At 69.7% G+C, this 24,654-nt stretch carries 29 protein-coding genes and 1 tRNA gene; 16 read left to right on the forward strand and 14 right to left on the reverse strand.

Annotated elements, in window-relative coordinates:
- Nucleotides 1-488: 488 nt before the first annotated feature.
- The 3 genes from IPL89_17335 to IPL89_17345 all read left to right on the forward strand — a co-directional run bounded on the left by IPL89_17335 (nucleotide 489) and on the right by IPL89_17345 (nucleotide 2,932).
- Complete coding sequence (locus IPL89_17335) at nucleotides 489-827, forward strand: hypothetical protein (protein MBK9064926.1); 339 nt, start codon at nucleotides 489-491, stop codon at nucleotides 825-827.
- A 436-nt stretch (nucleotides 828-1,263) separates the two neighbouring features.
- Entirely contained in the window at nucleotides 1,264-1,452 is a 189-nt protein-coding gene (locus IPL89_17340) for a hypothetical protein (protein MBK9064927.1), read from the forward strand.
- A gap of 1,081 nt (nucleotides 1,453-2,533) precedes the next feature.
- A complete protein-coding gene (locus IPL89_17345) occupies nucleotides 2,534-2,932 on the forward strand; it encodes a hypothetical protein (protein MBK9064928.1) in 399 nt (132 codons plus the stop codon).
- Between the two features lie 496 nt (nucleotides 2,933-3,428).
- Here IPL89_17345 and IPL89_17350 read toward each other — a convergent pair whose 3' ends face one another.
- Nucleotides 3,429-3,656 (reverse strand): hypothetical protein, encoded by a 228-nt coding sequence (locus IPL89_17350; protein ID MBK9064929.1) that lies wholly within the window; start codon nucleotides 3,654-3,656, stop codon nucleotides 3,429-3,431.
- Between the two features lie 486 nt (nucleotides 3,657-4,142).
- On the opposite strand from IPL89_17350, the gene IPL89_17355 reads away from it, so the two are divergent.
- A complete protein-coding gene (locus tag IPL89_17355; GenBank protein MBK9064930.1) occupies nucleotides 4,143-4,349 on the forward strand; it encodes a hypothetical protein in 207 nt (68 codons plus the stop codon).
- A 44-nt stretch (nucleotides 4,350-4,393) separates the two neighbouring features.
- Here IPL89_17355 and IPL89_17360 read toward each other — a convergent pair whose 3' ends face one another.
- Nucleotides 4,394-4,627 carry a hypothetical protein gene (locus IPL89_17360; GenBank protein MBK9064931.1) on the reverse strand — a complete coding sequence of 78 codons (234 nt, stop codon included), beginning with the start codon at nucleotides 4,625-4,627 and terminating at the stop codon, nucleotides 4,394-4,396.
- A 439-nt stretch (nucleotides 4,628-5,066) separates the two neighbouring features.
- Nucleotides 5,067-5,142: transfer RNA gene (locus tag IPL89_17365), tRNA-Val, on the reverse strand.
- A gap of 64 nt (nucleotides 5,143-5,206) precedes the next feature.
- Here IPL89_17365 and IPL89_17370 point away from each other — a divergent pair.
- The 3 genes from IPL89_17370 to IPL89_17380 are packed head-to-tail and all read left to right on the forward strand — an operon-like array spanning nucleotide 5,207 to nucleotide 7,291.
- Entirely contained in the window at nucleotides 5,207-6,430 is a 1,224-nt protein-coding gene (locus tag IPL89_17370) for an FAD-dependent oxidoreductase (GenBank protein MBK9064932.1), read from the forward strand.
- The gene (locus IPL89_17375) at nucleotides 6,313-6,681 is read left to right on the forward strand and encodes a hypothetical protein (GenBank protein ID MBK9064933.1); all 369 of its coding nucleotides are present in this window, start codon (nucleotides 6,313-6,315) and stop codon (nucleotides 6,679-6,681) included. Before IPL89_17370 ends, IPL89_17375 begins: the two co-directional genes overlap by 118 nt.
- A 4-nt stretch (nucleotides 6,682-6,685) precedes the next feature.
- On the forward strand, nucleotides 6,686-7,291 hold the full coding sequence (locus IPL89_17380; GenBank protein MBK9064934.1) for a TVP38/TMEM64 family protein: 606 nt from the start codon (nucleotides 6,686-6,688) through the stop codon (nucleotides 7,289-7,291).
- Here IPL89_17380 and IPL89_17385 read toward each other — a convergent pair.
- Together IPL89_17385 and IPL89_17390 are read right to left on the reverse strand one after the other, a co-directional pair.
- Nucleotides 7,288-7,842, reverse strand: coding sequence for a hypothetical protein (locus IPL89_17385; protein MBK9064935.1), 555 nt, complete (start codon nucleotides 7,840-7,842; stop codon nucleotides 7,288-7,290). The two genes, IPL89_17380 and IPL89_17385, sit on opposite strands and share 4 nt — an antisense overlap.
- 22 nt (nucleotides 7,843-7,864) lie before the next feature.
- Nucleotides 7,865-8,515, reverse strand: a complete 651-nt coding sequence (locus IPL89_17390; GenBank protein MBK9064936.1) for a histidine phosphatase family protein — start codon at nucleotides 8,513-8,515, stop codon at nucleotides 7,865-7,867.
- Between the two features lie 53 nt (nucleotides 8,516-8,568).
- Here IPL89_17390 and IPL89_17395 point away from each other — a divergent pair, with 53 nt between their 5' ends.
- Nucleotides 8,569-9,795 carry a class I SAM-dependent methyltransferase gene (locus IPL89_17395; protein ID MBK9064937.1) on the forward strand — a complete coding sequence of 409 codons (1,227 nt, stop codon included), beginning with the start codon at nucleotides 8,569-8,571 and terminating at the stop codon, nucleotides 9,793-9,795.
- Between the two features lie 4 nt (nucleotides 9,796-9,799).
- Here IPL89_17395 and IPL89_17400 read toward each other — a convergent pair whose 3' ends face one another.
- On the reverse strand, nucleotides 9,800-11,194 hold the full coding sequence (locus tag IPL89_17400) for an alpha/beta fold hydrolase (GenBank protein ID MBK9064938.1): 1,395 nt from the start codon (nucleotides 11,192-11,194) through the stop codon (nucleotides 9,800-9,802).
- Nucleotides 11,195-11,250: 56 nt separating this feature from the next.
- Between IPL89_17400 and sucC the strand changes: the two genes are divergently transcribed.
- Both sucC and sucD read left to right on the forward strand, forming a co-directional pair.
- Nucleotides 11,251-12,417 carry an ADP-forming succinate--CoA ligase subunit beta gene (gene sucC, locus IPL89_17405; protein MBK9064939.1) on the forward strand — a complete coding sequence of 389 codons (1,167 nt, stop codon included), beginning with the start codon at nucleotides 11,251-11,253 and terminating at the stop codon, nucleotides 12,415-12,417.
- Nucleotide 12,418: 1 nt separating this feature from the next.
- Nucleotides 12,419-13,297 carry a succinate--CoA ligase subunit alpha gene (gene sucD / locus IPL89_17410; protein MBK9064940.1) on the forward strand — a complete coding sequence of 293 codons (879 nt, stop codon included), beginning with the start codon at nucleotides 12,419-12,421 and terminating at the stop codon, nucleotides 13,295-13,297.
- A 59-nt stretch (nucleotides 13,298-13,356) separates the two neighbouring features.
- Here sucD and IPL89_17415 read toward each other — a convergent pair whose 3' ends face one another.
- Together IPL89_17415 and IPL89_17420 are read right to left on the reverse strand one after the other, a co-directional pair.
- Nucleotides 13,357-13,764 carry a type II toxin-antitoxin system VapC family toxin gene (locus IPL89_17415; GenBank protein ID MBK9064941.1) on the reverse strand — a complete coding sequence of 136 codons (408 nt, stop codon included), beginning with the start codon at nucleotides 13,762-13,764 and terminating at the stop codon, nucleotides 13,357-13,359.
- A complete protein-coding gene (locus IPL89_17420; protein ID MBK9064942.1) occupies nucleotides 13,761-14,006 on the reverse strand; it encodes an Arc family DNA-binding protein in 246 nt (81 codons plus the stop codon). The genes IPL89_17415 and IPL89_17420 overlap by 4 nt, the downstream gene beginning before the upstream one ends.
- Before the next feature lie 101 nt (nucleotides 14,007-14,107).
- On the opposite strand from IPL89_17420, the gene IPL89_17425 reads away from it, so the two are divergent.
- On the forward strand, nucleotides 14,108-14,983 hold the full coding sequence (locus IPL89_17425; protein ID MBK9064943.1) for a PIG-L family deacetylase: 876 nt from the start codon (nucleotides 14,108-14,110) through the stop codon (nucleotides 14,981-14,983).
- 15 nt (nucleotides 14,984-14,998) lie between these two features.
- Here the strand turns inward: IPL89_17425 and IPL89_17430 are convergent, their stop codons facing one another.
- On the reverse strand, nucleotides 14,999-15,451 hold the full coding sequence (locus tag IPL89_17430; GenBank protein MBK9064944.1) for a DUF1569 domain-containing protein: 453 nt from the start codon (nucleotides 15,449-15,451) through the stop codon (nucleotides 14,999-15,001).
- 68 nt (nucleotides 15,452-15,519) lie between these two features.
- On the opposite strand from IPL89_17430, the gene ndk reads away from it, so the two are divergent.
- The 3 genes from ndk (at nucleotide 15,520) to IPL89_17445 (ending at nucleotide 17,692) form a co-directional block, all read left to right on the forward strand.
- Nucleotides 15,520-15,933 (forward strand): nucleoside-diphosphate kinase, encoded by a 414-nt coding sequence (gene ndk, locus IPL89_17435; protein MBK9064945.1) that lies wholly within the window; start codon nucleotides 15,520-15,522, stop codon nucleotides 15,931-15,933.
- A gap of 142 nt (nucleotides 15,934-16,075) precedes the next feature.
- Nucleotides 16,076-17,038, forward strand: a complete 963-nt coding sequence (locus tag IPL89_17440) for a VWA domain-containing protein (GenBank protein MBK9064946.1) — start codon at nucleotides 16,076-16,078, stop codon at nucleotides 17,036-17,038.
- Between the two features lie 21 nt (nucleotides 17,039-17,059).
- Nucleotides 17,060-17,692, forward strand: a complete 633-nt coding sequence (locus tag IPL89_17445; protein ID MBK9064947.1) for an OmpA family protein — start codon at nucleotides 17,060-17,062, stop codon at nucleotides 17,690-17,692.
- 106 nt (nucleotides 17,693-17,798) lie between these two features.
- On the opposite strand, the gene IPL89_17450 is transcribed toward IPL89_17445, so the two are convergent.
- Nucleotides 17,799-18,695, reverse strand: coding sequence for an RluA family pseudouridine synthase (locus IPL89_17450; protein ID MBK9064948.1), 897 nt, complete (start codon nucleotides 18,693-18,695; stop codon nucleotides 17,799-17,801).
- A gap of 38 nt (nucleotides 18,696-18,733) precedes the next feature.
- Here IPL89_17450 and IPL89_17455 point away from each other — a divergent pair, with 38 nt between their 5' ends.
- On the forward strand, nucleotides 18,734-20,011 hold the full coding sequence (locus tag IPL89_17455) for an aminopeptidase P N-terminal domain-containing protein (protein ID MBK9064949.1): 1,278 nt from the start codon (nucleotides 18,734-18,736) through the stop codon (nucleotides 20,009-20,011).
- 10 nt (nucleotides 20,012-20,021) lie between these two features.
- Here the strand turns inward: IPL89_17455 and IPL89_17460 are convergent, their stop codons facing one another.
- The gene (locus IPL89_17460; protein MBK9064950.1) at nucleotides 20,022-21,116 is read right to left on the reverse strand and encodes a hypothetical protein; all 1,095 of its coding nucleotides are present in this window, start codon (nucleotides 21,114-21,116) and stop codon (nucleotides 20,022-20,024) included.
- Nucleotides 21,117-21,219: 103 nt separating this feature from the next.
- Here IPL89_17460 and IPL89_17465 point away from each other — a divergent pair, with 103 nt between their 5' ends.
- Nucleotides 21,220-22,386 carry an FtsX-like permease family protein gene (locus IPL89_17465; GenBank protein MBK9064951.1) on the forward strand — a complete coding sequence of 389 codons (1,167 nt, stop codon included), beginning with the start codon at nucleotides 21,220-21,222 and terminating at the stop codon, nucleotides 22,384-22,386.
- Nucleotides 22,387-22,396: 10 nt separating this feature from the next.
- Here IPL89_17465 and IPL89_17470 read toward each other — a convergent pair whose 3' ends face one another.
- The 3 genes from IPL89_17470 to IPL89_17480 all read right to left on the reverse strand — a co-directional run.
- A complete protein-coding gene (locus IPL89_17470) occupies nucleotides 22,397-22,870 on the reverse strand; it encodes an isoprenylcysteine carboxylmethyltransferase family protein (GenBank protein ID MBK9064952.1) in 474 nt (157 codons plus the stop codon).
- Nucleotides 22,871-22,877: 7 nt separating this feature from the next.
- Nucleotides 22,878-23,993 (reverse strand): S9 family peptidase, encoded by a 1,116-nt coding sequence (locus IPL89_17475; protein MBK9064953.1) that lies wholly within the window; start codon nucleotides 23,991-23,993, stop codon nucleotides 22,878-22,880.
- A partial coding sequence (locus IPL89_17480; GenBank protein MBK9064954.1) for a hypothetical protein occupies nucleotides 23,987-24,654 on the reverse strand: 668 nt, incomplete at its 5' end. The genes IPL89_17480 and IPL89_17475, both read right to left, overlap by 7 nt.

Raw genomic sequence — 24,654 nt, forward strand, 5'->3', positions numbered from 1 at the left:
CGCGCCAGATCCCGTCGACCTCGCCGAGGCCGCGAACGCCCACGGCGTGACGCTGCATCGGCCGGTACCCCGAGGCTTTGGGGATTTCGACCTGTCGGTCAGGCATGCTTCGGTGCCGCAGTTCACGGGCAGGCCATGAACGGGCGGCGCGGGATCTGATCGACGCGAACGAGAACGAGGGCCTCCACCTCGCCGTGGATCCCACGGGCGGGGTCGTGGGCTTCTGGCGCTGAGCAGGCGGGCGACGTGCGCCAGCCGGCGCGGCCGTGGATCTCGAGCGCCGTTCTACTCTCGCTGGGCTTCCCGGTCGAGGGCCTCACGGGCGGAAAGTCTCTCGAGATCGATCTCACGTCGTAGGCGCCGGGCGCGAAGGTTCGGACGCGCCGCGCCGTCGCTCTGCGCAGCGCCGTCAACTGCGCCACCGACCGCACCGTCTCTCGAACCTCTTCAGCACGGTCACGGCGCCGGGGTTCCCGATCCAGGCGCGCGTGACGTCGTCCGTGGCCGCCGAGAAGGGCCGCGTGAGGGTCGCGTTCGAGGTGACGATCCCGGCCTCGTCGCTCGCGCTCCTCCCCGCGGCAAACGCCCGCGTCGCGAAGATCGCCGCGTTCGTCGCGCTCCTCGACAAGGGCGTGACGTCACTCCAGCGCGCCGGTGCGCCAGGAATTCGGACGGGCGAGGACGCGTTCGCGGACGCCGAGGATCTTTCACGTTCACGAGCACGGCCGTCGTCAACCTGGGGCCGTGATCTCGATCGGCATCCTCGACGAGGCGACACAGGAGTCGGCCACGCCTGCATCGAGGTGCCGGGGCCCGCGAAGAAATAGAGCGAGCCCCTGATACTAACTTCCTTGAAAAACGCACCTCGGCCGGCACCATCGTCTTTCTGGATGCTGACTTACCTGACGCTGCTCCTCGGAATCGTCGTGGGGCCACGGGAGATCGAGCCAGCGCGCCGCCCGGGACGGCGGCGGTGGAGATCTTCCTCGATTTGGGAGGGCGTCGCGGCGGACTGCGCCGCCCTGGGACGTTCGCCGTGGACCGGCCCGGCCCCGCGCCCCACCACCCGGCAGACGTTGCCCGCCTGCGACGCGAGGGGTTGAGCCCGCTGGCTGCGTGCGCCAGCGCGTGAACCTCCTGAAGCCCGAGGCCGAGGCGGTGCTCGTCCTCCGCCCGGCAAGGGCGGCAAGGGGCGCGTCGCCACCCTTCGCTGGGAGGGCGCGGTCGGGAAGCCCTGCGCGATCTCGCTGGAGCTTCGACGGGTTGCCGCTTTCGGCGCCCGACCCGGAACGCATCGAGCTGCCTGCGTATGTTCCCGAGCGTCTTCACTTCCTGCAGGCCGTCGTCGAATTCCGAGGCGCGGCGCGCGCCGAAGCGGAGATCACGTTCGGGGGCGACCGACAGACCTCCCGCGCGCTTACGGCGGTCGCCCTGCGCGTCCCGGGCGGGTAGCTTTCCCCTCCGGCGGGAGGCGAGATGTCCGCGGTTCGCGGCGAACGGCGAGCGCGTCGTCGCGACGGAGAGCGGCGTGAGGCCTCGATCGTCTTTGTCCTCGACGGACTCTCCGCCCGCTTTCCGGGGAGCTCGCGGACTGGTCGATCCTCCCACGAGAGCGGGCATGTTCTTCAGTCAGCCCGAGGTGCATGTTCTCGCCTATGGCACGGAGGAATTCCGGCGCACGAACTGCGTACGACGTGCTTCCCCCGCTCGTTCCCGGCGTACCTGGGGAAAGGCCTCTCCACGCCCTCGTGGACGTCTTTCCGCCGGGGACGGTCTCACCTGCCCGCGCGTCGCGGACGCCGCAACGGCGGCGGGTCCTCGCGGCGTCATGGTCCCACCCGCGGGCCGTCGTCGTCATTCTGACCGGGAACCGACGCGAGCGCGCTCTCCGCCGCGCAGGCCCGCTCTTATCTTTGACCCGGCGTTCCGGTCGTCGTCTGACGGTTGCATCCGCGGCGCCGGAAGTGGCGGCGCGATAAGGCGGCGGCCGGCAGGTGAAGACACCTCCCAGACGTGCGGGTCGCGGTCAAGGAACGGAAGCCACGGTCCGGGAACAGCGGACCGTCGCGGAGGGCGCGCACCTCCCGCAGTCGATCTTCGTCACTGCGGTCACGCCGGCAGGCGTGGCGGTAGTCTGGTGAGCCCTCGTGCTGACCTTCCTGACGCTGCTCCCGATGGTCTGGGACCCTGGGACATCGAGCCCAGCGCCTGTAACGGCGGCGGTCGAGATCTCTGACGGGGGAAAGCGTCGGGCGACGCACCCGGCCACCCTGACGTTCCGGGTGGACTCGGCCCGGCCCGCGCCGCACCTCCTCGACGCCGTGGTGCGCGACGCCCGTGGTGTCGAGATCCCGCGCGCGCCTGAAGGTGAACCTCCCGAAGCCCCAGGTCGCCGTCCCGGCTCTTCTCCCGGGCAAGGGCGGGTCGCGCCGCCGCGTCCCGTCTGGGAAGGCGCAGGGCCGCCCCCTCGACGGTGAGGCCTTACGTTCGACGGGCAAGCCCCCTGGCGGTGCGGGGACCCGAGCGCATCGAGGTGCCGGCCTACGTTCCCGAGCGCCTCCACTTCCTCCGGGCCGTCGTGGAGTTCGGCTTCGAGGCGCGCGCCGAGGCCGAGATCACGTTCGGGGGACGCGACCGCGACGAGACGTCGCGAGAGCTGACGGCGGTTCCCGTTCGCGTCCCGCGCGGCACGCCCTCCAAGGCGGAGGCTATGAAGGGATGGCTTGTCTCTGGAGGCGAGATGCTTCGCATCGTCGCAGTCGAGGAGGGCGAGGCCTCGATCGTCTTCGTCCTCGACGGGGACGCCCCGCTGCCTTCAGAGACATGTGGCTCGGCAGGCTCTTCGACACGCGCGTCGGGACGTTCAGGGAGACCCGGAGGTCCGGGTGCTGTTCGCCTATTCGAGCAGAAGGCGGGCTCGCCAGACGTATGACTTGTACCGGCGTTCGTTTCCGCTGCCCGTCGTGCGGGATGATGGAGGTTCTCGCAAAGGCGACCGCGCCTGGGACCGGCTTTCCTGCCCGCGTCTCTCGCCGACGCGACGAGCGCGGCCGGGATCTTCGCGGCCACCTGGTCCCACCCGCGGGCCGTCGTCCTCACTCCTCACCGGCAACCCGGACGCAAGCGATGTCTCCCCTCGGCCGTGGGTTCGTATCTGGCGGACCTGGGGTCCCGCTCTTCGTCTGGATCGCGGGCTCCGCGGCGCCCGAGACCGCGCTGGAGTGGGGAGGCGGTCGGCCCGTGAAAACGCCAGCGAACCTCAAGGCCGCTGTCCACGCGTTGGAGCTCGAGGTCGAGCAGCAGCGGATCGTCTGGGTGGAGGGAGAGCACCTCCGCAGTCGATCTCGGTGACGTCGGCCGCGCCGAAGGGGCGTCACCGTCGCGAGGTGATCATCCCGGGGGCCGGATCGTCGAGGCGTCCGAAGGACTTAGCCGGAGCACGCGTTCGGCTCGACCGTCCACATCGCGTTCGCGACGCGCCAGGCGCCGTCCACCTTCACGAAGTCGAACACGTCGATTCCGCAGTGGCTCGTCTTGCCGTCGATCCAGAACTCGTACGGCGCCCAGACGACCGCGATCCGCCGCGGATCAGGACGGTGGGCGACCAGTAGCGCTCGCGATGCGTCCGAGCGTCGACGCTTGACGGTTCCACCCACGACGCGTTCGACCGCGACGTACGGCCCAGCCGCCGCCCTCGACGGCGCGGGCCCGGGACGTCATCCCGTCCGGCGTCTGCTCGCCGCCATCGCCGCGACGTCCTGCGCGGAGATCGCGAGCATGTAGCGGTCGAGCAGCACGAGCACCGCGCGCCTCCTCGGCCAGCGGATTCCCGGTCCGGGCGGACGACGCGGGCGGAGGGGCGGAGGTGCACGCAGAAAGCGCGAGGATCGCCGTCAGGCATAGGTTTCGCGTCATGTGAGTCCTCGAATGGGAATTGTGGGAGGTATCGGGATCGAACCGATGACCTGCTGCGTGTAAAGCCCGACGATGATCCCACGATGACCGCGGACGACGGCATCAACAACTTCCGATGCACCCCCTGCGCCTGCGGATGACCGCGAACCACTCCAGACGGCCCCCGTGAACTCCGTCCGTGAACTCCATGGAGCCCCCGCCGGGCAACCGGGAGGACGAACAGACCGATGGAGACCTCGAAGCCCTTCTCGCTCTCGATCAAGACGACCGCCTCGCTCTCCGGCCTGTATCGCTCGACCGCGTCGCTGATCGCCGTGAGCAACATGGTGGAGTCGGCCTCGGGACCGGCCCGCGCAGCCAGTTCCGCCATCGTCGCGCAGCGAACGTCTCCCTCGAACAGCGAGACGATGCAGCCGCGGTCTGTGCGCTGGTAGGCGAGGCGCGTGGTCGAGATCGACGTTCATTCCGGAGACAACGGTCAGCGGTTTTCGGGAACGGGGAGATACCGGAACACTGCCAGAGAGTTGTAGTTGTAGTAGCGCAGCTGTGTATCGGATCTGAGGAGGATGACGCCGTTGCCGCCCGCCTTCTTCGCGGCCTCGGCGATATTCAGCTCGAACGTGTTCGTCGAAATGGCCCCGTTTTGGCGCTCGTCATAAAGCCACCCGATGATCTGGAAGGGGCGTTCGGGAACCGAATGTCCAGACCTCAACACCATCCAAGCTGTGCGACACGCCGCCGGTACCCGTGAACGTCTTCGGACTGCTGGCTGCCGAGAACACCGGCGTGTAACAGCCGTCAAGAAGTGAGAGGCCGCTGACGAAGAGCGCAAGGGAGAGCGCGGTGCGGGTCCTTCTCATCCGCGAGTCCCTTCTCGACCGCAGGCCGGGCACTTCACGAGCGCCATGGTGGACTCCTCAGGGCAGATTTTCGCTCAGTTTACGCTGGGGTTCTCTAAGGGCGGCGCACACGACGACGCGGATGAGCGAGCGGTACGCGCGGCCTTCGAGGAAGCCATCCGCAGGCCGCAGAGGCACTTGACCGCGCCAATCAATCGAGCGCCGTGAACTCCTCCCGTCAACTCGTCACCACGAACGGCATCACGAGCGCGACGGGCGGGTCGCCATCTCGCAGGACGCAAACGAGATGGCTGGTGGGAGGTATCGGGATCGAACCGATGACCTGCTGCGTGTAAAGCAGACGCTCTACTGGTTGAGCTAACCTCCCGCCTTCATCTTACGCGGCGAGGCGGAACAAACCGGCGCATCCGGCACATACCCGGGGAGACGTGATGGAACGCTACAACCTCGTCGTGATCGGAGGCGGCTCCGGCGGCCTCGTCGTCGCCGCCGGCGGCGCGGGCCTCGGAGCGCGCGTCGCGCTCGTCGAGAAGCACGTCCTTCCCTACGAGCCGGTGGGCCGCGCGCCCGTCCAGGGCATGGGCGGCGACTGCCTGCAGTACGGCTGCGTTCCCTCGAAGGCTCTCCTCGCCGCCGCGAAGGCCGCCCACGCCGCGCGCCGCGCGGCGCGATTCGGCATCCGCGGCTCGGGCGATCCGGGCGTGCAGGACCTCGGGCCCGTCATGGACTGGGTGCGCTCGGCGCAGGCCGAGATCGCGCCGAACGACTGCGTCGAGCGCTTCGCGAGCCTCGGCGTCGACGTCCTTCTCGGCGTGGGCCGCCTGAAGTCGGCGCACGAGGTCGAGGTGAACGGGACGACGGTGTGGGGCCGGAACATCGTCGTCGCGACGGGCTCGCGCGCGCGCATCCCGGACGCGCCCGGCCTCGCCGAGGCCGGCTTCCTCACGAACGAGAGCGTCTTCGACCTCCGCGCGCTCCCGAAGCGCCTCCTCGTGATGGGCGGCGGCCCGATCGGCGTCGAGCTCGGCCAGGCGTTCCGCCGGCTCGGCTCCGAGGTCACGATCGTGTCGTCTTCCGCGCACATCTGCCCGAAGGAGGACGCCGACGTCGCGGCCGTCCTCGCGGCGGGCCTGCGCGGGGAGGGCGTCGTGATCCACGACGAGTCCTCGGCATCGTCGGTCGCCGGGCGCGGCGGCGCGAAGGTCGTGAACGTCAAGAAGAAGGACGGGACGACGTTCGACGTGGAGACCGACGCGATCCTCGTCGCCGCCGGCCGCCGCCCGAACGTGGGCGGCCTCGGCCTCGAGTCCGCGGGCGTCGCGTTCTCGGAGAAGGGCGTCGTGACGGACGCGAAATGCCGGACGAACGTCCCGTCCGTCTGGGCGATCGGCGACGTCGCGGGCCCGTACCTGTTCACGCACTGGGCCGGCTACCAGGCGGGGATCGTCCTTAGGAACACGCTCTCCCCGTCGCGCTCGCGAAATGCGACGTGGCGAATACGCCGTGGATCACGTACACGGACCCCGAGATCGCACGCGTGGGCCTCTCGGAGGAGGACGCGAAGGCGCAGGGTATTCCGCACCGAGTTTTCCGCGCCGGTTTCGCGCACAACGACCGCGCGATCTGCGACGGCACCGGCGGCGCGAACTTCATGAAGGCCGTCGTGGACCCGAAGGGCCGGATCCTGGGCGCCGCGATCGTCCACCCCCACGCGGGCGACCTCCTCGGCGAGGTCGTCCTCGCGAAGAAGAACGGACTCCCTCTCTCGGCGCTCGGCTCCGTCATCCACGCTTACCCGTCGCTCTCCGAAATCCACGGCGCCGTCGCGCGGGACGCGCTGAAGACGTCGCTCACGCCGGGACGCAAGGCTCTGCTCGTGAAGCTCGCCGCGTTCCTGAGGCGGTAGCCGCGTGCAGGAGCTGCTTCGGAGCTTCCAGGTCTGGGTCGTGGGCCTCGGGCCGATCGGGTGGATCCTCTACGCCCTCGTCTACGCGGTCTGCTGCGTCCTCTTCGTCCCCGCGTCGATCCTCACGCTCGGGGCCGGAGCGGTCTACGGCCTCGGGACCGGCACCGCGGTCGTCCTCGCGGGCGCGACGCTGGGCGCCACGCTCTCGTTCCTCCTCGCGAAGTCGGTCCTCCGAAACAGGATCGAGAAGATGACGGCGGGCAACGCGAAGTTCGCGGCGCTGGACAGGGCGATCGCGAAGGAGGGCGCGAAGATCGTCTTCCTCGTGCGGCTCTCCCCGGTCTTCCCGTTCACGTACATCAACTACGCGTTCGGGCTCACGGGCGTGCGCACGCTCCCGTACGTCCTGGCGTCGTTCGTCGGGATGATCCCGGGCACGTTCGCCTACGTGTACCTCGGAGCCGCCGCTGCGACCGCCGCCTCGGGCGGAACGGACGCGACGAAGAAGGCGCTCCAGATCGGCGGCGCCGTGGCCGCCGTCCTCGTCTCGATCTTCGTCGCGCGCGTCGCTTCGAAGGCGATCAGGGGCGCGGGCGTCGGCGAGACCTAGGGCTTCCTCACCGGCGTCTTCGTCGGTGCGAGCTGGAGCGTGGCCGGATTCACGCCGATCGGCGACACCGGCGCGGCGAGCGTGACGTCCGTCTCGGGTGAGGTGTTGTTCGCGGCCGTCGCCGTGACCTTGAATGAACCGTAGGGGAGCCCCATGAAGACGGCGACCCAGCCCGGCCCGGAAACCTGCTGAGCGTTCGCGGAGCCCTTGATCGGGGCGTTGCCGTGGCCCTTCGGGAACTGCCCGATGGCGAAGTGTCCGGCGTGATATTTCCCCGACGCGAAGTTCGGACCGCACGACGCTGTCGGCGCGACCGGCTTGCACGTCGCCCACACGTCCAGGGCGCTCGTCCAGTCGGCGTTCCCGTAGTTCACGACGAAGATCCAGTTGCCGTCCGGCCACACTTTGAACGGCGTCTGGATCATCGTCTGCGGGTTCAGGCCGGCGCCGGTCGTCGCCGGGCCCGTGGACGGCTTGTTGCTCTGGTCCGACGCGGCGGCGGTGAGCGCGGCTCCGAGGATCAGGGTTGCGGCGAGGACGGTCTTCTTCACGGATTCTCCTTTTTCACGGGGTCTACTTGACGCTGTCCGACAGGATCGAGTCGGTCTGGATCGTGCCGGGGATGTGGCTGACGTCGTCGAGAAGGATCGGCGTCGCCGGCGCGGTCCCGTCCCATTCGAAAACCGAGAGGGAGCCGTTTCGCTGCCGGATTTCGTCCATCCTCGAGAGGGGGCGGCCGAGGAGCAGGGCCATGAGGATGCGGTTGAACCGCCCGTGGGCCACGACGAGCGGCGCGTGCGGGTCGGCCGCCCTCAGGCGGCCGAGAAACCGTTCGGCCCTCGTCGCGGCCATCGCCGGGGACTCGCCGCCCGACGGGGCGAGGTCCGTCTCCCCCGCCCGCCAGCGCGCGCGCACGGCCGAGACTTCCTGATCGAGGACGCCGTCGAACGGCCGCCCCGACCAGACACCCCAGTCGAACTCCATGAGGTCCGCGTCGATCGAGAGCGGGAGGCCGTGCGGGGCCGCGACGACCGAGGCCGTCTCGCGCGCCCGCACCAGCGGGCTCGCCCACGCGGCGTCGAGGGCCTCTTCCGCGAGCCGGACCGCGAGCGCCTCGGCCTGGCGCCGCCCGCGGGCCGAGAGCGGCGTGTCGAAACGCGAGCCTTGCAGGGAGCCGGCGAAGTTGCCTTCGCTCTCGCCGTGCCGCACGAGCCGGATCAGCATGTTGGCGGCGGATTCTATGCCGAGAGCCACGCTCGCCTATCATCCGGCCCCTGATGGCCCGCTCCGCCCGCGACTTCCCGCTCGTCTCGGCCGCACTCGACGACGCGGCGATCCGCGCGCTCTTCACGGAGCGCTTTCTGGTCGCGACGGAGATCTACGACGCCCTCGTGGACGCGGCGTGCTGGAAGCTGCTGGGAGACATCGGCGCCCTCCCTTGGCCAGGACCGGGAGGAGAGAGAGACGAAGAGGATCTTCTTGCTCAATACCCCGAGCGCGCCCGCCCCGCGCTCCGGTACATGGTCGAGAAGCTCGTGGACGCGGGATTTCTTAGAAGGGTGAGTGAGCGCGGCGCGGCGGGTGAGGCCCCGGCGAGTCCCGGCGCCCCGGCCCCTATTAACCTTCTAAGAAAATCTTCATACGCCTTATCCCCGACCGGGGCGCAGCCCGGCGCGGTCGGTTCCCTCGCCGCCGAGCTCGCGGCCGCGGAGCCGGACGCGGCCGTCGGCGCCGAGATCGTCTCCCTGCTCGCGGACGAGGGCGCCGCGTTCCTCCGCGGCGAGAAGACGGGCGAGGAGATCCTGTTCTCCCCGGCGCGGCTGCCGCTCTGGATCCGGTACTTCTCGAACGCGAACATCCTCTATGCCATCAACAACACGCTCGGCGCCGAGGCGCTCACGCGCGTGCTCCCCGCGTCGGGCGCCGAGATCCTGGAGATCGGCGGCGGCTGCGGGAGCGCCGCGGAGGCCGCGCTCTCCCGACTCGGGACGCGCGTGGCGCGCTGGCGCTTCACGGAGCTCGTGCCGACGTTCGCGCGCCGAGGCGAACGCGCCGCCCGCGCGGCCGCGGCGCCGGGGACGCTCGTCGAGGCCGCAAAGCTGGACATGACGAAGCCCTGGGCGGAGCAGGGCGTCGTTCCGGGCACGTTCGACGCCGTCTACTCCGTGAACTGCTTCCACGTGGCGCCCGACCTCGGCTTCGTCCTCGCCGAGGCGAAGGCGGCGCTGAAGCCGGGAGGCGTCGTCGTCGTCTCGGAGTGCGTGAAGCCGGGCGCGCACCCGCCGCCGTCCTACGTCGATTTCGTCTTCAATTTCCTGGCGAGCTTCACGAACGTGACGCTGGACCCCGTGCTGCGTCCGAACCACGGCTTCCTGTCGCCGGCCGCGTGGCGCGCGTCCTTCGCCGCCGCGGGGCTCCACGGCGTGGAGGTCCTGCCGGACGTCGACGCCGTCGCCGCGCGCTTCCCGAAGTTCTTCGTGGGCGCGCTCGTCGCGCGCGCGTAGCCGCTCAGCTCTTCTTCTTCTTCGCCGCCGGGCGCAGCGCGCCGCGGTCCACGAAATACGCGACGTCCTCGACGACGTCCCGGTCCACGTGCCCGCCCTTCTCGTACTCGGCGGGTGCGCTCGGCCCCTCGCCCGCCACGAACAGGTGGTTCAGCTTCGGGTACGACCGGAATGCCGTCCGCGACACGTCCTTCAGCGCGCGCTGCCAGCCGGCGAAGTCCTTCATGCTCACCTGATAATCGCGTCCGCCCTGCAGGACGAGGACGGGGATGCCGAGCCCGGACAGCGTGAGCGCCGGGGTCTGGGACTTCAGCTCGAGCCAGTAGGACGGCGGGGCGCCGAAGATCGTGGCCGTTCCGGGCGCCATCGGGCGGCCCGCGTAGAGGTCCGCGAGCGCATCGGCCTCCCGCCGGAGCGCCGGAGCCGTCGCCTTCTGCGCGTCGCTCGCCTGCGGACCCGAGAGGGCCTCGACCTGGTCTTGCACGACCTGCGACATCGGGCGCGACGGCGCCGCGAGGAGGATGACGCCGGCCGTCCGGTTGTCGAGGAGCGCGATCCGCGGCGCGAGGAGCCCGCCGAGGCTGTGGCCGAGCAGGAAGACCTTCGCCGCGTCGACACCCGGCGCCGCGCGCAGGACGCCGAGCGCGGCAACCGCGTCGTCGAGGACCTCGTCCTTGAGCGTCATGTCGCGCGTGCCCGCGAGCTCCTTCGCGTACGCCTTCGTCCGCTTCTCGTACCGGAGGACGGCGATCCCGCGCGACGCGAGACCCTGCGCGAGATCCTGGAAGACGCGCGTCCCGCCGACGGTCTCGTCGCGGTCGTGCGGCCCCGAGCCGTGGACGAGGACGACGCCCGGGAACGGCCCCTCGCCCTTCGGCATCGAGAGCGTCGCCGGCAGCGTCACGAGCCCCGCGGCGACGGAGGTTTCCCGCTCGGTGAACGCCGCGGGCGTCACGTAGTCCGGCGCCTTCCACTCGGCTCTCGCGGCCGACTCCGGAGCGAGGAACAGCCCGGCGAGGCGCCCGTCGGGGCGGATCGTGAGCCGCAGCTCGGCCTTCTGCTTCTCGAACGTGCAGGCCGCGAACGCGAGCGTGAACTCGCCCGCGAACGACGTCCGGGGCTCCGCGCAGCCGCGCAGGGCGCCGGCGCGCTTCAGCGTGTCGGCCCAGAAGACGCGCAGGGCCGCGTCGGGCAGCGCCGCCTTCATCCGCTCGTCGAAACGCGACTCGAGGGCGGCGAAGTCGGCCAGTCTGAGCTCCGCGGCGACCTGCCGCGCGATGTCGGCCGCCGCGGCCGCCGGGAGGACCGAGACGTCCTCGGACCTGCCCCCGCGCCCTGGGGCCTGCCCGAAGGCGGACGGAGCGGCGGCGAGGAGGCACAGGAGGATGGCGAAGCGCATGAATCAGTTTACTCATGGAGCGCCCCCGATTCCTTCTGATACTGTCCGCGGTCGCCATGAAAATTCACGAATACCAAGCGAAAGAAGTTCTCCGCGGGTTCGGCGTCGCCACCCCCCGCGGCCGCGTCACGGACTCGCCGGAAGAGGCGGGACGGATCGCGAAAGAGTTCGGCGGGCGCGCCGTCGTCAAGGCGCAGGTTCACGCGGGAGGCCGCGGCAAGGGCGGCGGCGTCAAGCTCGCGAAGAGCCCCGAGGAGGCGGAGGCCCTGGCCCGCAAGATCCTCGGGATGCAGCTCGTCACCCACCAGACGGGCCCGGCCGGGCAGAAGGTCAAGAAGATCCTCGTCGAGGAGGCCCTGGACATCGCCCAGGAGCTCTACATCGGGATCACGCTCGACCGCGCGATCGGCAAGCCCGTCATGATGGTGAGCAAGCAGGGCGGCATGGAGATCGAGGTGGTCGCCGCGAAAGACCCGGGCGCCATCGTCAAGGAGCCGTTCGAGCCGTCGTGGGGCCTGCAGCCCTACCAGGCGCGGAAGCTCGCGGACGCGCTCGGCCTCACGGGCGAGACGCACAAGAAGGCCGTCGGCTTCCTGATCGCGCTCGCGAAGGCGTACGTCGCGACCGACGCGTCGCTCGCCGAGATCAACCCCCTCCTCATCACGGGGACGGGCGACGTCATCGCGCTCGACGCGAAGATGAACTTCGACGACAACGCGCTCTTCCGCCACACGGCGATCCGCGAGTACCGCGACCTCGACGAGGAGGATCCGCTCGAGGTCGAGGCCTCGAAGTTCGGCCTCAACTACATCAAGCTCGACGGCAACGTCGGCTGCATGGTGAACGGCGCCGGCCTCGCGATGGCGACGATGGACATCATCCAGTACGCGGGCGGCAAGCCCGCGAACTTCCTGGACGTCGGCGGCGGCGCGAACGAGGAGCAGGTCAAGAACGCGATGCGGATCATCCTGTCCGACGCGAACGTGAAGGCCGTCCTCATCAACATCTTCGGCGGCATCATGCGGTGCGACATCATCGCGACCGGCGTCGTGAACGCCGTGAAGGAGATCGGCATCAAGGTCCCCGTCGTCGTGCGCCTCGAGGGCACGAACGTCGAGGAGGGGAAGGCGATCCTCAAGAGCTCCGGCCTCGCGGTCATCCCCGCCGACGGCATGAAGGACGCGGCCGAGAAGGTCATCGCGTCGCTCGGAAAGGCGGCCTGACATGGGCGCGAACTGGATCTCGCAGGACACGAAGCTCGTGGTGCAGGGCCTCACGGGCCGCGAGGGCCGCTTCCACGCGCTCGCGAGCCGCGACTACGGCACGAAGGTCGTCGCGGGCGTCACGCCCGGCAAGGGCGGCACCGCCGTCGACGGCATCCCCGTGTTCGACTCCGTGGCTGCCGCCGTCAAGGCGACCGGCGCGAACGCTTCGATGGTGTTCGTGCCGCCGCCGGCCTGCGCGGACGCGATCATGGAAGCGTCCGACGCGGGCGTCGCGCTCATCGTCGCGATCACCGAGGGCGTCCCCGTCAACGACATGATCAAGGCGAAGGAGTACCTCGCCAGGGGCGCGAGCCGGCTCATCGGGCCGAACTGCCCCGGCATCATCCGCCCCTCCGCCAAGGTCAAGATCGGCATCATGCCGGCGCGCATCCACAAGGCCGGGTTCGTCGGCGTCGTCTCCCGCTCGGGAACGCTCACCTACGAGGCCGTCGGCCAGACGACCGCGCTCGGCTTCGGGCAGTCGATCTGCATCGGCATCGGCGGCGACCCGATCAACGGCACGAACTTCATCGACACGCTGGAGCTCTTCCGCGACGACCCCGAGACGCAGGCCGTCATCATGATCGGCGAGATCGGCGGCAGCGCCGAGGAAGAGGCCGCGGCCTGGATCAAGGCGAACCTCAAGAAGCCCGTCGTGTCGTTCATCGCGGGCCGGACGGCCCCTCCCGGCCGCCGCATGGGCCACGCCGGCGCGATCATCTCCGGCGGCAAGGGCACGGCGGCCGAGAAGGTCGACGCGCTGCGGGCGGCCGGCGTCCACGTCGCCGACTCCCCCGCGCTCATGGGCGAGACGCTGAAGAAGGCGCTCGGCAAGTAGTTTCGGGAGATCGATCCGGACGAGGGGCGCCTTCGGGCGCCCCTTTCTTCTGAATGGGGTCAATGCCGGGCGACGAATTCTTCCGGCGAGAGGACGCGGCCCGGGAAGGCTTTCGCGAGCTTTCGATCCGCAGTGACGAGCGGAAGGCCCAGGCGCTCGGCAACGAGGACGAACTCCGCGTCGTACGCCGAGGTTCTCCCCTCCGCAGCGAGCTTCAGGCAGGCTGCGGTCGCATCCTGGAGATCCGCATCCGTCACCAGCCGGTCCGCCTGTTCGAAGGCGTCGACAGCGCCGGCCAGACTCAGCTTTCCGGCGCGCATCGTCGTCGCGAGCGCATTGCGCAGCTCGGACCGCCAGAGGGCCGGGGCCACCCAGGCCGGATCGGCTCCGAGAACCGCGAGCGCGGCGTCCGTGCGTTCGCCGGGCACGACAGCGTAGGCGATCAGGTTCGTGTCGACGACGATCACGGTCGCCCCTCCCGCTTCGCTCGCTCGATCAGCGCATCCGTCATGATCGGTCGGGAGCCGAGCCGTTTGTGCAGGCGGCGGAGGTCGGCGATGACCTCCTCCGAGGAGCGTCTCCGACGCGCGATCGTGCCTTCGAGGCGGGAGAGCGCCTCCTGATTCAGGCTCCGCCGATTCTGCTTCGCTTCTTCCTTGAGCTGATCCACGAGCTCCTCGGGAACGTTCTTCAGGGTGAGCGTCGCCATGGTCGCCTCCGCATCCATTATGGATCCGTTCTGGTCCCCCGAACAAAGAGGCCTCCCTTCTTCGTGAGCCTTCGCTTCCGGTCGGCACTACCTTGAAGAGGATGGGCGCCTTCGTTCGGTTTTCGTTACTCGCCGCCGCGATCGTGTCGTTCGCGCCTGCGGCCCGCGCGCAGGTGCGCGCGCCGCTCCCCGCCTCGCCGGCCCCCGTGCCGTTCTCCCCGGCGCCTCTCCCGTCCCACGTCCCTGCCCCGGCGTCCGTGATGTGGATTGGCGCCCATCCCGACGACGAGGCGATCGCGGCCCCGCTTCTCGCGCGCTGGTGCCGCGACGGGCGCGCGCGCTGCTCCTTCCTGATCGCCACGCGCGGCGAGAAGGGCCCGTGCCTTCTCCCGGCGGGCTGCCTGCCCGACCTCGCGACGGTCCGAAGCGCGGAGGCGGCGGCATCGGCGGAGTTCTTCGGCGCGGATCTGATCCTCCTCTCGCTGCCGGACGGCGGAGGCGCCACAGCTCCTCCGTGGGCGCCCGGCACGCCGCGCGGGGCCGACCTCGCCGCGACGCTCGCCGCGTTCATTCGCGCGGAGGCGCCCGAGATCGTCCTCACGTTCGACCCGCGCCACGGGACGACCTGTCACCCGGACCACCGCGCCGTCGCGGATCTCGCCCTCGAAGCCGTGGTCCTGCTGAGCGCGCCGCCCCGCGTCTATCTCCTCGAGACCCGCGTAACGATCGATACCGAGGCGATCGCGTTCCACTTCGCGCCCGCGGCGCCGGGAACGATCCGTTTCGACGCGACCACCCCGCTCGCATCGACGGCCGGCCCGGCCTGGAACGCGATCGAATCCGACATGGAGCGCCACCCGAGCCAGTTCGACGCCGCGTGGCGGGCGGCCGTCTCGCACGTCCCCGAGAGCGACCGCGCCGTCTTCCTCGCGCCCGCGGCCGAGATCCTCCGGAAGACCGTGTCGGCCTGCCCGTAGCGCCGCGGCTCGGTTCTACGCCCCGAACTGCCTGAGATGGTGGTCGAGGTGCTTGTACATGAGCACGCCCCACTCGTCGCCCGTCATCCTTCCGAAGAACGAGTGAATGCGGCCGTCCGCGGCACGGGCGCCCGCGTCACAGAAGCGCGCCGCCACCGCGACGAGCCGCGCCTTCTCCTTCTCGAAGTCCCGCGGGTCGGAGACGACGAACGTCGGGTCCGTCGGAGAGTTCTTCGAAAGGGGCTCCGTTCCGTGAAGGAACTTCTTCTTGACGAACGGGGCCAGCACCTTGCCGATGAAAGCCTGCGTCTTCGGGACGTCGCCGGCGGCAACCTCCAGCGCGATCGCGCAGCGCGCGCACATCTGTGCGGGGTTCATCTTCCCCCACAGGCGCGCCGCGTCCGGCCGCAGCCCGTCGAGGCGGTCGAGCAGCTCCCGGCGGTCGGACGACTCGAAGAAACTCTTCATTCCGGAAGCCTATGCAAGACCGCCGGCGACGGCAAGCGACGCCCCGCCCGCGTATACTCCGCGGCCGCATGGAAAAAACATTCGCCATCATCAAGCCTGACGCCGTCGAGTCGAAGAACGCCGGGAAGATCCTTTCGCGCATCGAAGCGGAGGGCTTCCGGGTCGTCGCCTTCAAACGCCACAACATCACGAAGGCCGAAGCCGAGTCGTTCTACGGAGAGCACGCGGCCAAGGGCTTCTTCTCCGCCCTCGTCGCCTACATGACGTCGGGGCCCGTCTACGTCGCCGTCCTCGATCGCGACAATGGCGTCGCCCACTGGCGCGCCACGATGGGCGCGACGGACCCGGGCAAGGCCGACGCCGGAACGATCCGCAAGGAGTTCGGCCAGTCGATCGAGCGCAACGCGGTGCACGGCTCGGCGAACCCCGCCGACGCGGCCCGCGAAGTGACGTTCTTCTTCCCCGCCATCGATCTGCTCTGAAACACGACGCGTTGTAACGCGCGTCACACTTCTAGACCCTCGGGGCCGCCGCTGGCGGCCCCTTTGCTTTTCACATCGCAGAAAGGCGCCGACACTCCCCCGACACTCCCCATTGGACAGCCTCCATCCGGCGCCCGAAACCATGCTGATACAGAGACTTCCGCTTCTTCAGATGCTCCTCGCGCCCGCCTTGATGCTGGGCGCCGGGGTGTCGGCGCAGGTCTCCACGCCGGCAAAAACGACCAGTTCGGTCTCCGTCGGCTACGTAATGGTGCCTTTTGTCCTCACGGACCTGAAGGGAAAGCCGGTCGCGGACCTCAAGGAAAAGGACGTCACGCTCCTCGTGGACGGCCAGCCCGTCCAGACGGACCTCTTCTCGAGGAGCGACGACGCGCCCGTCTCGTTCACGATTCTTCTCGACAGTTCGGGCTCCATGGGCCTCGTCGGCAAGATGGGCGGCGCCCGCGCCGCGGTGCGCGCGCTCGTCGAGCAGAAGCTGCCGGGCGACGACTTCTCGCTCTACGCCTTCTCTTCGGGGGCCGTCCGCGAAATCGTGCCCTTCACACCGGACACCGCGAGGCTCCTCGCGGCCGTCGACGCCGTGACGCCCCACGGGCGCACCGCGTTCTACGACGCGCTCGCCCGGATGCCCGACCGCACGCTCCTCGGGCGGAACGGGTCGCGCGCGATCATCCTTCTCACCGACGGGATCGACAACGCCTCCGAGCTCACGCGAGACGACCTCGCGACGCTCCTCGAGGGCGTCGACGTGCCCGTTTATCCGATCGGCCTGCGCTCTCCCGGCGCGCCGCTCGTCCCGCAGCCCGGCGTGACGCCCGAAGCGATGCTCAACCTCGACATCCTTGCGCACGTCGCGCGCCTCACCGGAGGGCTCCTCTCGATCGTCGACGAACCCACGCAGCTGCCGGCCGCGATCGCACGCGTCGAGAAGGACCTGCGCACGCAGTACCTCATGGGCTTCACGCCCACGGGCGCGGGGCCGGTCCGCTACCGACGCATCTCATTACGACTTTCAGGCCCCGCAAGACCCGTCCGCGTGAGGGCGGGCTACCGGGGCACGCTGCCGCCCATCAAGGGCGGCTGAACAACGGAACAAGGAGGACTCATGAAGGTTCACGTCACTCTCCTCGCGGCCGCCGTCGGCCTGTCGCTCGTCGGTTGCGCGACGACGACCGACATCGACAAGAAGATCGCCGAGTCGCAGACCAAGACCGACAAGAAGATCGAGTCGGTCGAGACGCAGGTCGAGCAGCTCCAGGAGGGCCAGAAGGCCACCGCGGGCAAGGTCGACGAGCAGGGCAAGCAGATCGAGCAGCTCGGCCAGTCGGCCAAGGACGCGCTCGCCCGCGCCCAGGAAGCCCGTGTCCTCGCGAAGGGCAAGATCGTCTTTCAGCAGTCGTTCGCCGAGGACCGCGTCCGCTTCAAGGTCAACTCCTTCGAGCTGACGAAGGAAGCGAAATCCGCGCTCGACGAGTTCGCGCAGAAGGTCCTCCTGCTCGACAAGGGCGTGTACCTCGAGATCCAGGGCCACACGGACGACACGGGCGGCACGGACTACAACGACCAGCTCGGCCAGCAGCGCGCCGAAGCCGTCCGCCGTTACCTCGCCCGGGCGCACAAGCTCCCGCTGGGCCGCATGTCGACGATCTCCTACGGCGACACGCTCCCCGTCGAGACGAACAAGACCGCGCTCGGCCGCTCCAAGAACCGCCGCGTCGTGATCGTCGTCCTCGAGTAGAGAACCAGAAAAAGAAGGACCGGAAGATTCTGCAGCGGGCCCTCACGGGCCCGCTGATTTCTTAGAAGGGTGTATTTCTTTCTAAGAAATCTTCTCTCTCTTCCTCTTACTTCTTCTTTCTTGCCCTCTTCCTCAAATCATCCAGCAGCTTGAGGAAGTCGCCCGGAGGGTCCGCGTCCAGCGAGACCGCCTTGCCTTCCTCGGTCTTCCACCCGAGGTGCCCTGCGTGGAGCGCCTGGCGCGGGAACGGGACGGGGAACGGCTTGGCCTTGCGGTCGCGATAGACGGAGTCGCCCACGAGGACGTGCCCTGCGTTCGCGAAGTGGATGCGGATCTGGTGCGTGCGCCCGGTCTTCAGGCGTGCCTCGACGAGCGTCGCGATCCCGAAGCGCTCGAGCACCGTCCACTCCGTGATCGCCTTCAGGCCCGTCTCGCCGGCCTTCACGACGCCGCGGCGCCGCTCGCCCGGCTCGGCCACGAGGTCCTTGTCGAAGGTGCCGGCGTCCCCCGTGAGGTCGCCCTCGACGACCGCGCGGTAGCGCCGGTCCATCGTGTGCGCGCGGAGCTGCGCCTGCATTCCGATCAGGCCGCGGCGGCTGCGCGCGAAGACGAGGATGCCGGACGTCTCCTTGTCGAGACGGTGAACGATGGACACGTACGTCCGCGCGCCACCCCCGTGCCGCTTCTGGACGTACGTCGAGACGCGCGCGAGGAGCGTGTCCTTCTCCTTCGCCTCGGTCGGGTGCGTGAGGAGGCCGGACGGCTTGAAGACCGCGATCGCGTCGTCGTCCTCGTAGAGCACCTTGAGGGCGGTCGCGACACGGCGTTCGATGCGGCGGTCGCGGTCCCACTTCAGGTCGGCGCCCGCGTGCACGAGCGCGCCGGGGTCGTTCACGACGGCGCCGTCCACCATGACCTGGCCTTCGATGACGGCGCGCTTCAGCCGGGCGCCCGAAAACTCGGGGTAGCGGGCCCGGAGCGCCGGGACGATGCGGGAGTCCATGCCCCATCCTCGCACGCCGCGCCGGGTAGACTCGCGCCATGGCCGAAAGAACCGTCTTCGCGCGCCGCCGGGCGCGTTTCTTCGACTCGATGGGAGAGGGCGTCGCGCTCCTCTTCGCGGCCCCCGAGGCCGCATTCGGGCACGACGTTCACTACCGCTACCGCCCCGATCCCGACTTCTTCTACCTGACGGGCTTCGCCGAGCCGGGCGCGACCGCGGTCCTCGACGCGGACGCGAGGACGTTCACGCTTTTCGTCCTGCCCCGGGACCGCGAGCGCGAGACGTGGGAAGGCCGCCGGGCCGGTCCCGAGGGGGCCGTCAAGACGTTCGGGGCCGACGCGGCGCATCCCGCCCGCGAGCGCGACAAGCGTCTCCCCGACCTCGTGCGCAAGTCGCGCGTCCTCCACCACGCCCTCGGTCTCTCGGACGCGAGCGACCGCCTCGTGGCCGGCCTCCTCGCGCGCTTCCGGCGCGAGGCCCGTCACCCGAAGCGCGGCCCCGTGACGGTCTCCGACCCGACGGACCTCCTCCACGCGATGCGCCTCGTGAAGTCGCCCGAGGAGATCGCGTTCCTCGAGCGGGCGGCCGCGATCGCCGCATCCGCGCACCGCGACGCGCAGCGGACCGCGCGGCCCGGCCGGTACGAGTACGAGGTCGAGGCCGCCGTCGACCGGCGCTTCCGGTCGATGGGCGCGAGCGGACCGGCGTATCCGACGATCGTCGCGTCCGGCGAGAACGCGACGATCCTTCACTATGTCGAGAACTCCCGCCGCATCGCCGCGGGGGACCTCGTCCTCTTGGACGCGGGCTGCGAATACCGCGGCTATGCCTCCGACGTGACGCGGACGTTTCCGGCCTCGGGGCGCTTCACGCGGCCCCAGGCGCGGCTCTACGGGGCGGTCCTCGCGGCCCAGCGCGCCGCGATCGCGGCCGTCAGGCCCGGCGCACCGTGGGACGCGCCGCACGAGGCGGCGCGGGCCGTCCTGCTCGACGCGCTGCTCGACCTCGGCCTCCTGAAGGGCCGGCGCGAGGCGCTGAAGAAGAAGAACGCCGCCCAGCGCTTCGCGCTCCACCACACGTCGCACTGGCTCGGCCTCGACGTGCACGACCGCGGGCGCTACCGCGACGAGCGCGGCCGGCCGCGGCCGCTCGAGCCGGGCATGGTTCTGACGATCGAGCCGGGCCTGTACGTACGGCCCGACGAGGCGCGCGTCCCGAAGGAGTACCTCGGGCTCGGCATCCGAATCGAAGACGACGTCCTCGTGACGGAATCCGCCGCCCGCGTCCTCACGGAGGGCGCGCCGAAGGCCGGCTGATCCGGTTCCTTCACTTCCATTTCGTCCCGATCTCTCCCTCGACGAAGACCTTGAGCCAGTAGTAGCAGTGGCAGCCGTCGCCACATAGCGTGAGCCACGAGACCTCGTGAGTCGCGTGGCTGGTGCCCGCACCCTTGTGCGAGGTCATGAACCAGTTCGTGCTGCCGGCCCCGCGCACCAGCTCCCACGAGTGAATGACCCAGCCGTTGTGCAGGGTGACCGAGAACTTGTCGACGCCGCCGTCCCCGCCCAGCGGATCCCAGGGGCCGGTGTAGTGCTCGCACTGCGCCTTGCCCCAGACGTCCACGCACCGGTCGTCGTCGCTCTCCGTGGAGGCGATGCCGACGTAGTCCTTGAACGGAAGGAGAACCACCTCGCGCCCCGCGCGGTAGGTGATGAACGGGCTCGTCCCCGTCCCGACCTGCGTCTTGACCTGCAGGATTGCCGGCTGCGTCGTAGCGGTCTTGAACGCCGGATGGTCGGCCGGAATCTGTCCCGCGACGCCTTTCGGGCTCCACTGAAGACTCCCAACGGGGATCTGCTGGTTCGTCTTCGACAGGACGAGAACGAACTGGCCCGGCGTCGCCGTGAAGCCGCACCCCGCCACCATGACCCAGCCGCCCGGCGTGATGTTCGAGAGCGGAAACACCGAGTCGACCTTCGGGGCCGGGCAGTCCGGCTGGGGAGGGTCCGGCTTGGTGGCGAAGGGCGTGGAGACCCGCCGGAACGCCTCCTGCAGCTTCGCGCCGTCGACCTGCAGTTTCGCCGCCGACCGCGTGGCCAGCTCCGCGTTCAGCTTCGCGAGCTGAGACGCCTCGGCGCCCGCCGCCGGCGCCGCCGACTGGACGTCGGGCTTCGGCTTCCGCCTTCCCGCCGCTTCCAGCTCGGCCTTCGTCAGCACCCGGCCGTCGGCGAGGCGGATCTTCGCATCGGGCGGAAACAGACGGAACTTCTCCTTCGCCTGTTTCTTGCCGCCAGCGGACAATTCGGCCTGCGTCACGATTCCGGACGGGGCGGCGCCGCGGGCCGCCTCCGCGGAGATGAGCGCGACCAGCGCCGCCGGGAAGACCACGAAGCGAGCGAATCGGGGCGTTGCTTTCGGCATGGCGTTTCTACCCTCGGTGGAGGCACTCGACGAATCGCGGCGGAAAGGGCCATCAAACGGGTTGGCGTATTCTGACGGAGAACGCCCCGAAAGCCCCCTGATCGTGTTTCGTTTCCTGCCGCTCGTCCTGAAGAACCTGCTGCGCAAGAAGACGCGGACGATCCTGACCGTCGGCTCGATCCTGCTGCCCGTCTTCCTCGTCGCGTTCATGGCGACGTTTCTCCGGACGCTGAACCTGCCCGACCCGGCTCGCGAACGCGGCCTCTACCGGCTCGTCACGCGGCACAAGGTCGGCCTTACGACGTCGCTGCCCCAGGCCGTCATGAACCGGATCGCGCCGCTCGAGGGCGTCCGCGCGATCACGCCGATCGACCGCTTCGCCGGGCTCTACCGGGACGCGAGCGCCGGGAACGTCTTTCCGCGTTTCGCCGTGGACCCCGAGCAGTTTCTCCAGGTCTTCGACGACGCGAAGATCGTCCAGGGCTCGGCCGAGGAGTGGAAGCGGGACCGCGCGGGCGGCCTCGTGGGCGTCGCGCTCGTGAAGAAGTACGGCTGGAAGGTCGGCGACGCCGTGACGATCAAGGGGACTCTGTACCCCGTGGACCTGACGTTCACGGTCCAGGGCGTCTACAGCCTGCCCTACGAGAACTCCGCCAGCATCTTCTTCCACCGCGCGTACCTCGAGGAGGCGTGGCCGCCGTTCCGCGGCACCGTCTCGACGATCTGGACGCGCTGCGCGGACGCCGCCTGCGCCGGGCGCCTGCCGAAGCAGATCGACGACTTCTACGAGAACTCGCCGAACCCGACGAAGACGGAGAGCGAGAACGCGTTCACGCTCGGCTTCGTCTCGCTGCTCGGGAACGTCCAGCTGCTCCTGACCGCGATGGGCGTCATCATCATCGGCGTCGTCGTCGTGATCGCGGCGAACACGATCGCCCTCAACGTGCGCGAGCGCGTCGTCGAGGTCGCCGTGCTGCGGACGCTCGGCTTCTCGCGCCCGAGGATCGTGGGCCTCGTCATGAGCGAGAGCCTCGTGCTCGCCGGAGTGGGTGGACTCCTCGGGTTCCTGGCCTTCGTCGCGGCGTTCTCGCGCCTCAAGGGCGCGCTCATGGAGACGCGGATGGCGCCGTTCGCGGCGGGGATGAAGATCTTCCCCGAGGTCGTCGCGCTCGCGGCGGGCGTCGCGCTGGCCGTCGGCGTCCTCTCGGCGATCGTCCCGGCCGTGCTGGCCGCGCGGCGGCCGATCGTGGACGGCCTGCGCGCGTCGTGAGCCGGACCGGCTAGAGCCAGCGGCGCGTGCGCGCCTTGAATGCCCGGTACTCGTCCCCGAACCTCCGCTCGAGATAGGCCTCCTCGCGGCCGATCACGAGGCGGCGCAGCGCGAGCCAGACGAGCGGGAGCGCAACGAGGACCCACGGCGTGTTCGCGACGAGCGCGATCCCCACGAACCCGACAGACAACCCGACGTACATCGGGTTGCGGGAGAACCGGTAGGGCCCCCACGTGACGAGGGCGCTCACGGGATGGTTCGGGTGCGGCGTCGTCTTCGCCCGGACGAACGTGAAGAACGCCCACCCCCCGAACGCGAGCCCGGCGAGGGAGATGGCGGCGCCGGCGAAACACGCCTCGCCCTCGAGCCGCGGCGGGAAGAGCGGCACGGGCGCGAGCCACTTGAGCAGGAAGCCGGCGGTGAGTCCGACCCCGAAGAGCACGGGCGGAATCACCGGGACGTTCGCGTGGTCATTGCCGGACACGGCCCGTCTATTTCGCGATGCCGAACCGCGTCAGCAGGAACGCCTCGTCGAGCGCGATCTCGTGGAGGAAGTCGTAGCGCCCGGACGCGCCGCCGTGCCCGGCCGCCATGTTCGTCTTGAGAAGGAGCGGTTTCGCGTCCGTCTTGAGCGTGCGCAACCGCGCGACGTACTTCGCGGGCTCGTGGTAGAAGACCTGGCTGTCGTTGAACGACGTCTTGACGAGCATCGCCGGATACGCGCCCTTCTTCAGGTTCGTGTACGGGCAGTACCGCTTGATGTACTCGTACTCGTCCTTCGTCGCCGGGTTTCCCCACTCCTCGTACTCGCCGACCGTGAGCGGCAGCGTGGCGTCGCTCATCGTGTTCAGGACGTCCACGAACGGCACGTGCGCGATGACGGCGCTGAAGAGATCGGGCCGCATGTTCACGACGGCGCCCATGAGGAGGCCGCCCGCGCTGCCGCCCTCGGCGGCGAGGCGATCCCTCGCGGCGATTCTCTCCGCAACGAGAGTCTCGCCCGACGCGATGAAGTCCGTGAACGTGTTCATTTTGTTCTTCATCCGCCCGGCGTCGTGCCACGCCTTGCCCATCTCGCCGCCGCCGCGGATGTGCGCGACGACGTACGCGAACCCGCGGTCGAGGAGCGGGAGCCGGTCGGACCGGAACGAGACGCCGATCGAGATGCCGTAGGAGCCGTAGCCGTAGAGGAGCGTCGGGAACGGCCCGTCCTTGAGCGTCTTCGTCTTGCCGTCGGCCGTCTTCGAGCGCCAGACGATCGAGAGCGGGATCTTCGTCCCGTCCGCCGCCGTCGCCCAGAGGCGCGCCGAGGAGTACTGCGTCCGGTCGTAGCCCGGGACCTCCCACTCCTTGAGGAGCGTCGCCTTCCGCGCGTCCATGTCGTAGTCGAAGACGGACTGGGGCGTCACGAACGACTGGTAGCCGTAGCGGAAGACCTTCGTGTCCCAGACGCGGTTCGTGTCCGAAGAAGCCACGTAGACGGGCTCGGGGAACGCGACGGTGTGGGAGTCGCCCTCGTGAAGCTCCGAACCGTGAACCGCTGCAGGCCGTTCGTGCGCTCCCTCGAGGACGAGGTGGTCCTTGAAGAGGTCGATCCCGGCTAGCATGACGTCGGCGGGCGGTGCGGGACGATCTCCTTCCAGCTCGCGCGGCCCGGCGCGGCGACGGGAGCCGTCACGAGCCGGAAGTTGCGGCCGCCGGAGTTCGTCCGGATGTAGAAGAGGTCGCCGCGGTGGTCGACGTCGTACTCGTGGTCCTGCTCTCGCGCGGCGACGAGCGCCCACTCGCCCTCGGGCGCGTCGGCCTTCAGCACGCGGGCCTCGGACGTCGTGTGGCTGGAGATCTCCACGACGAGCCACGCGCCGCTGCGTGTGCGGCCGACGTGGACGCCGAACCGCTCGTCCTTCTCCTCCAGAAGGAGCACGTCGGCGGACGCGGGGGTTCCCACCTTGTGCCGATAGAGACGGTGCGAACGCTTCGTCGTCTCGTCCTCGACGGAGTAGAAGAGGGTCTTCCGTCGAGGCCCACGCGACGCTCGTGACGCGCAGCATCCGCTCGGGGGGAGCGCGCCTGTCTTCAGGTCCTTGATCGCGAGCGTGCTACTGGCGGAACCCCGTGTCGTCCCGGTCGAGTACGAGGAGGCTACCGTCGTCCCGACGGGCGCAGAGTGGGGCCGAGCGACATGAACTTCTTCCCTCGGCGAGAGCGCGTTCAGGGTCGAGGGGACCTGCTCGCGCCGTCCCCTCGCGCTCTTTCCGGCAGTGAATC

This window comes from Acidobacteriota bacterium (assembly GCA_016716715.1).
Classification (GTDB): Bacteria; Acidobacteriota; Thermoanaerobaculia; order UBA5066; family UBA5066; genus Fen-183.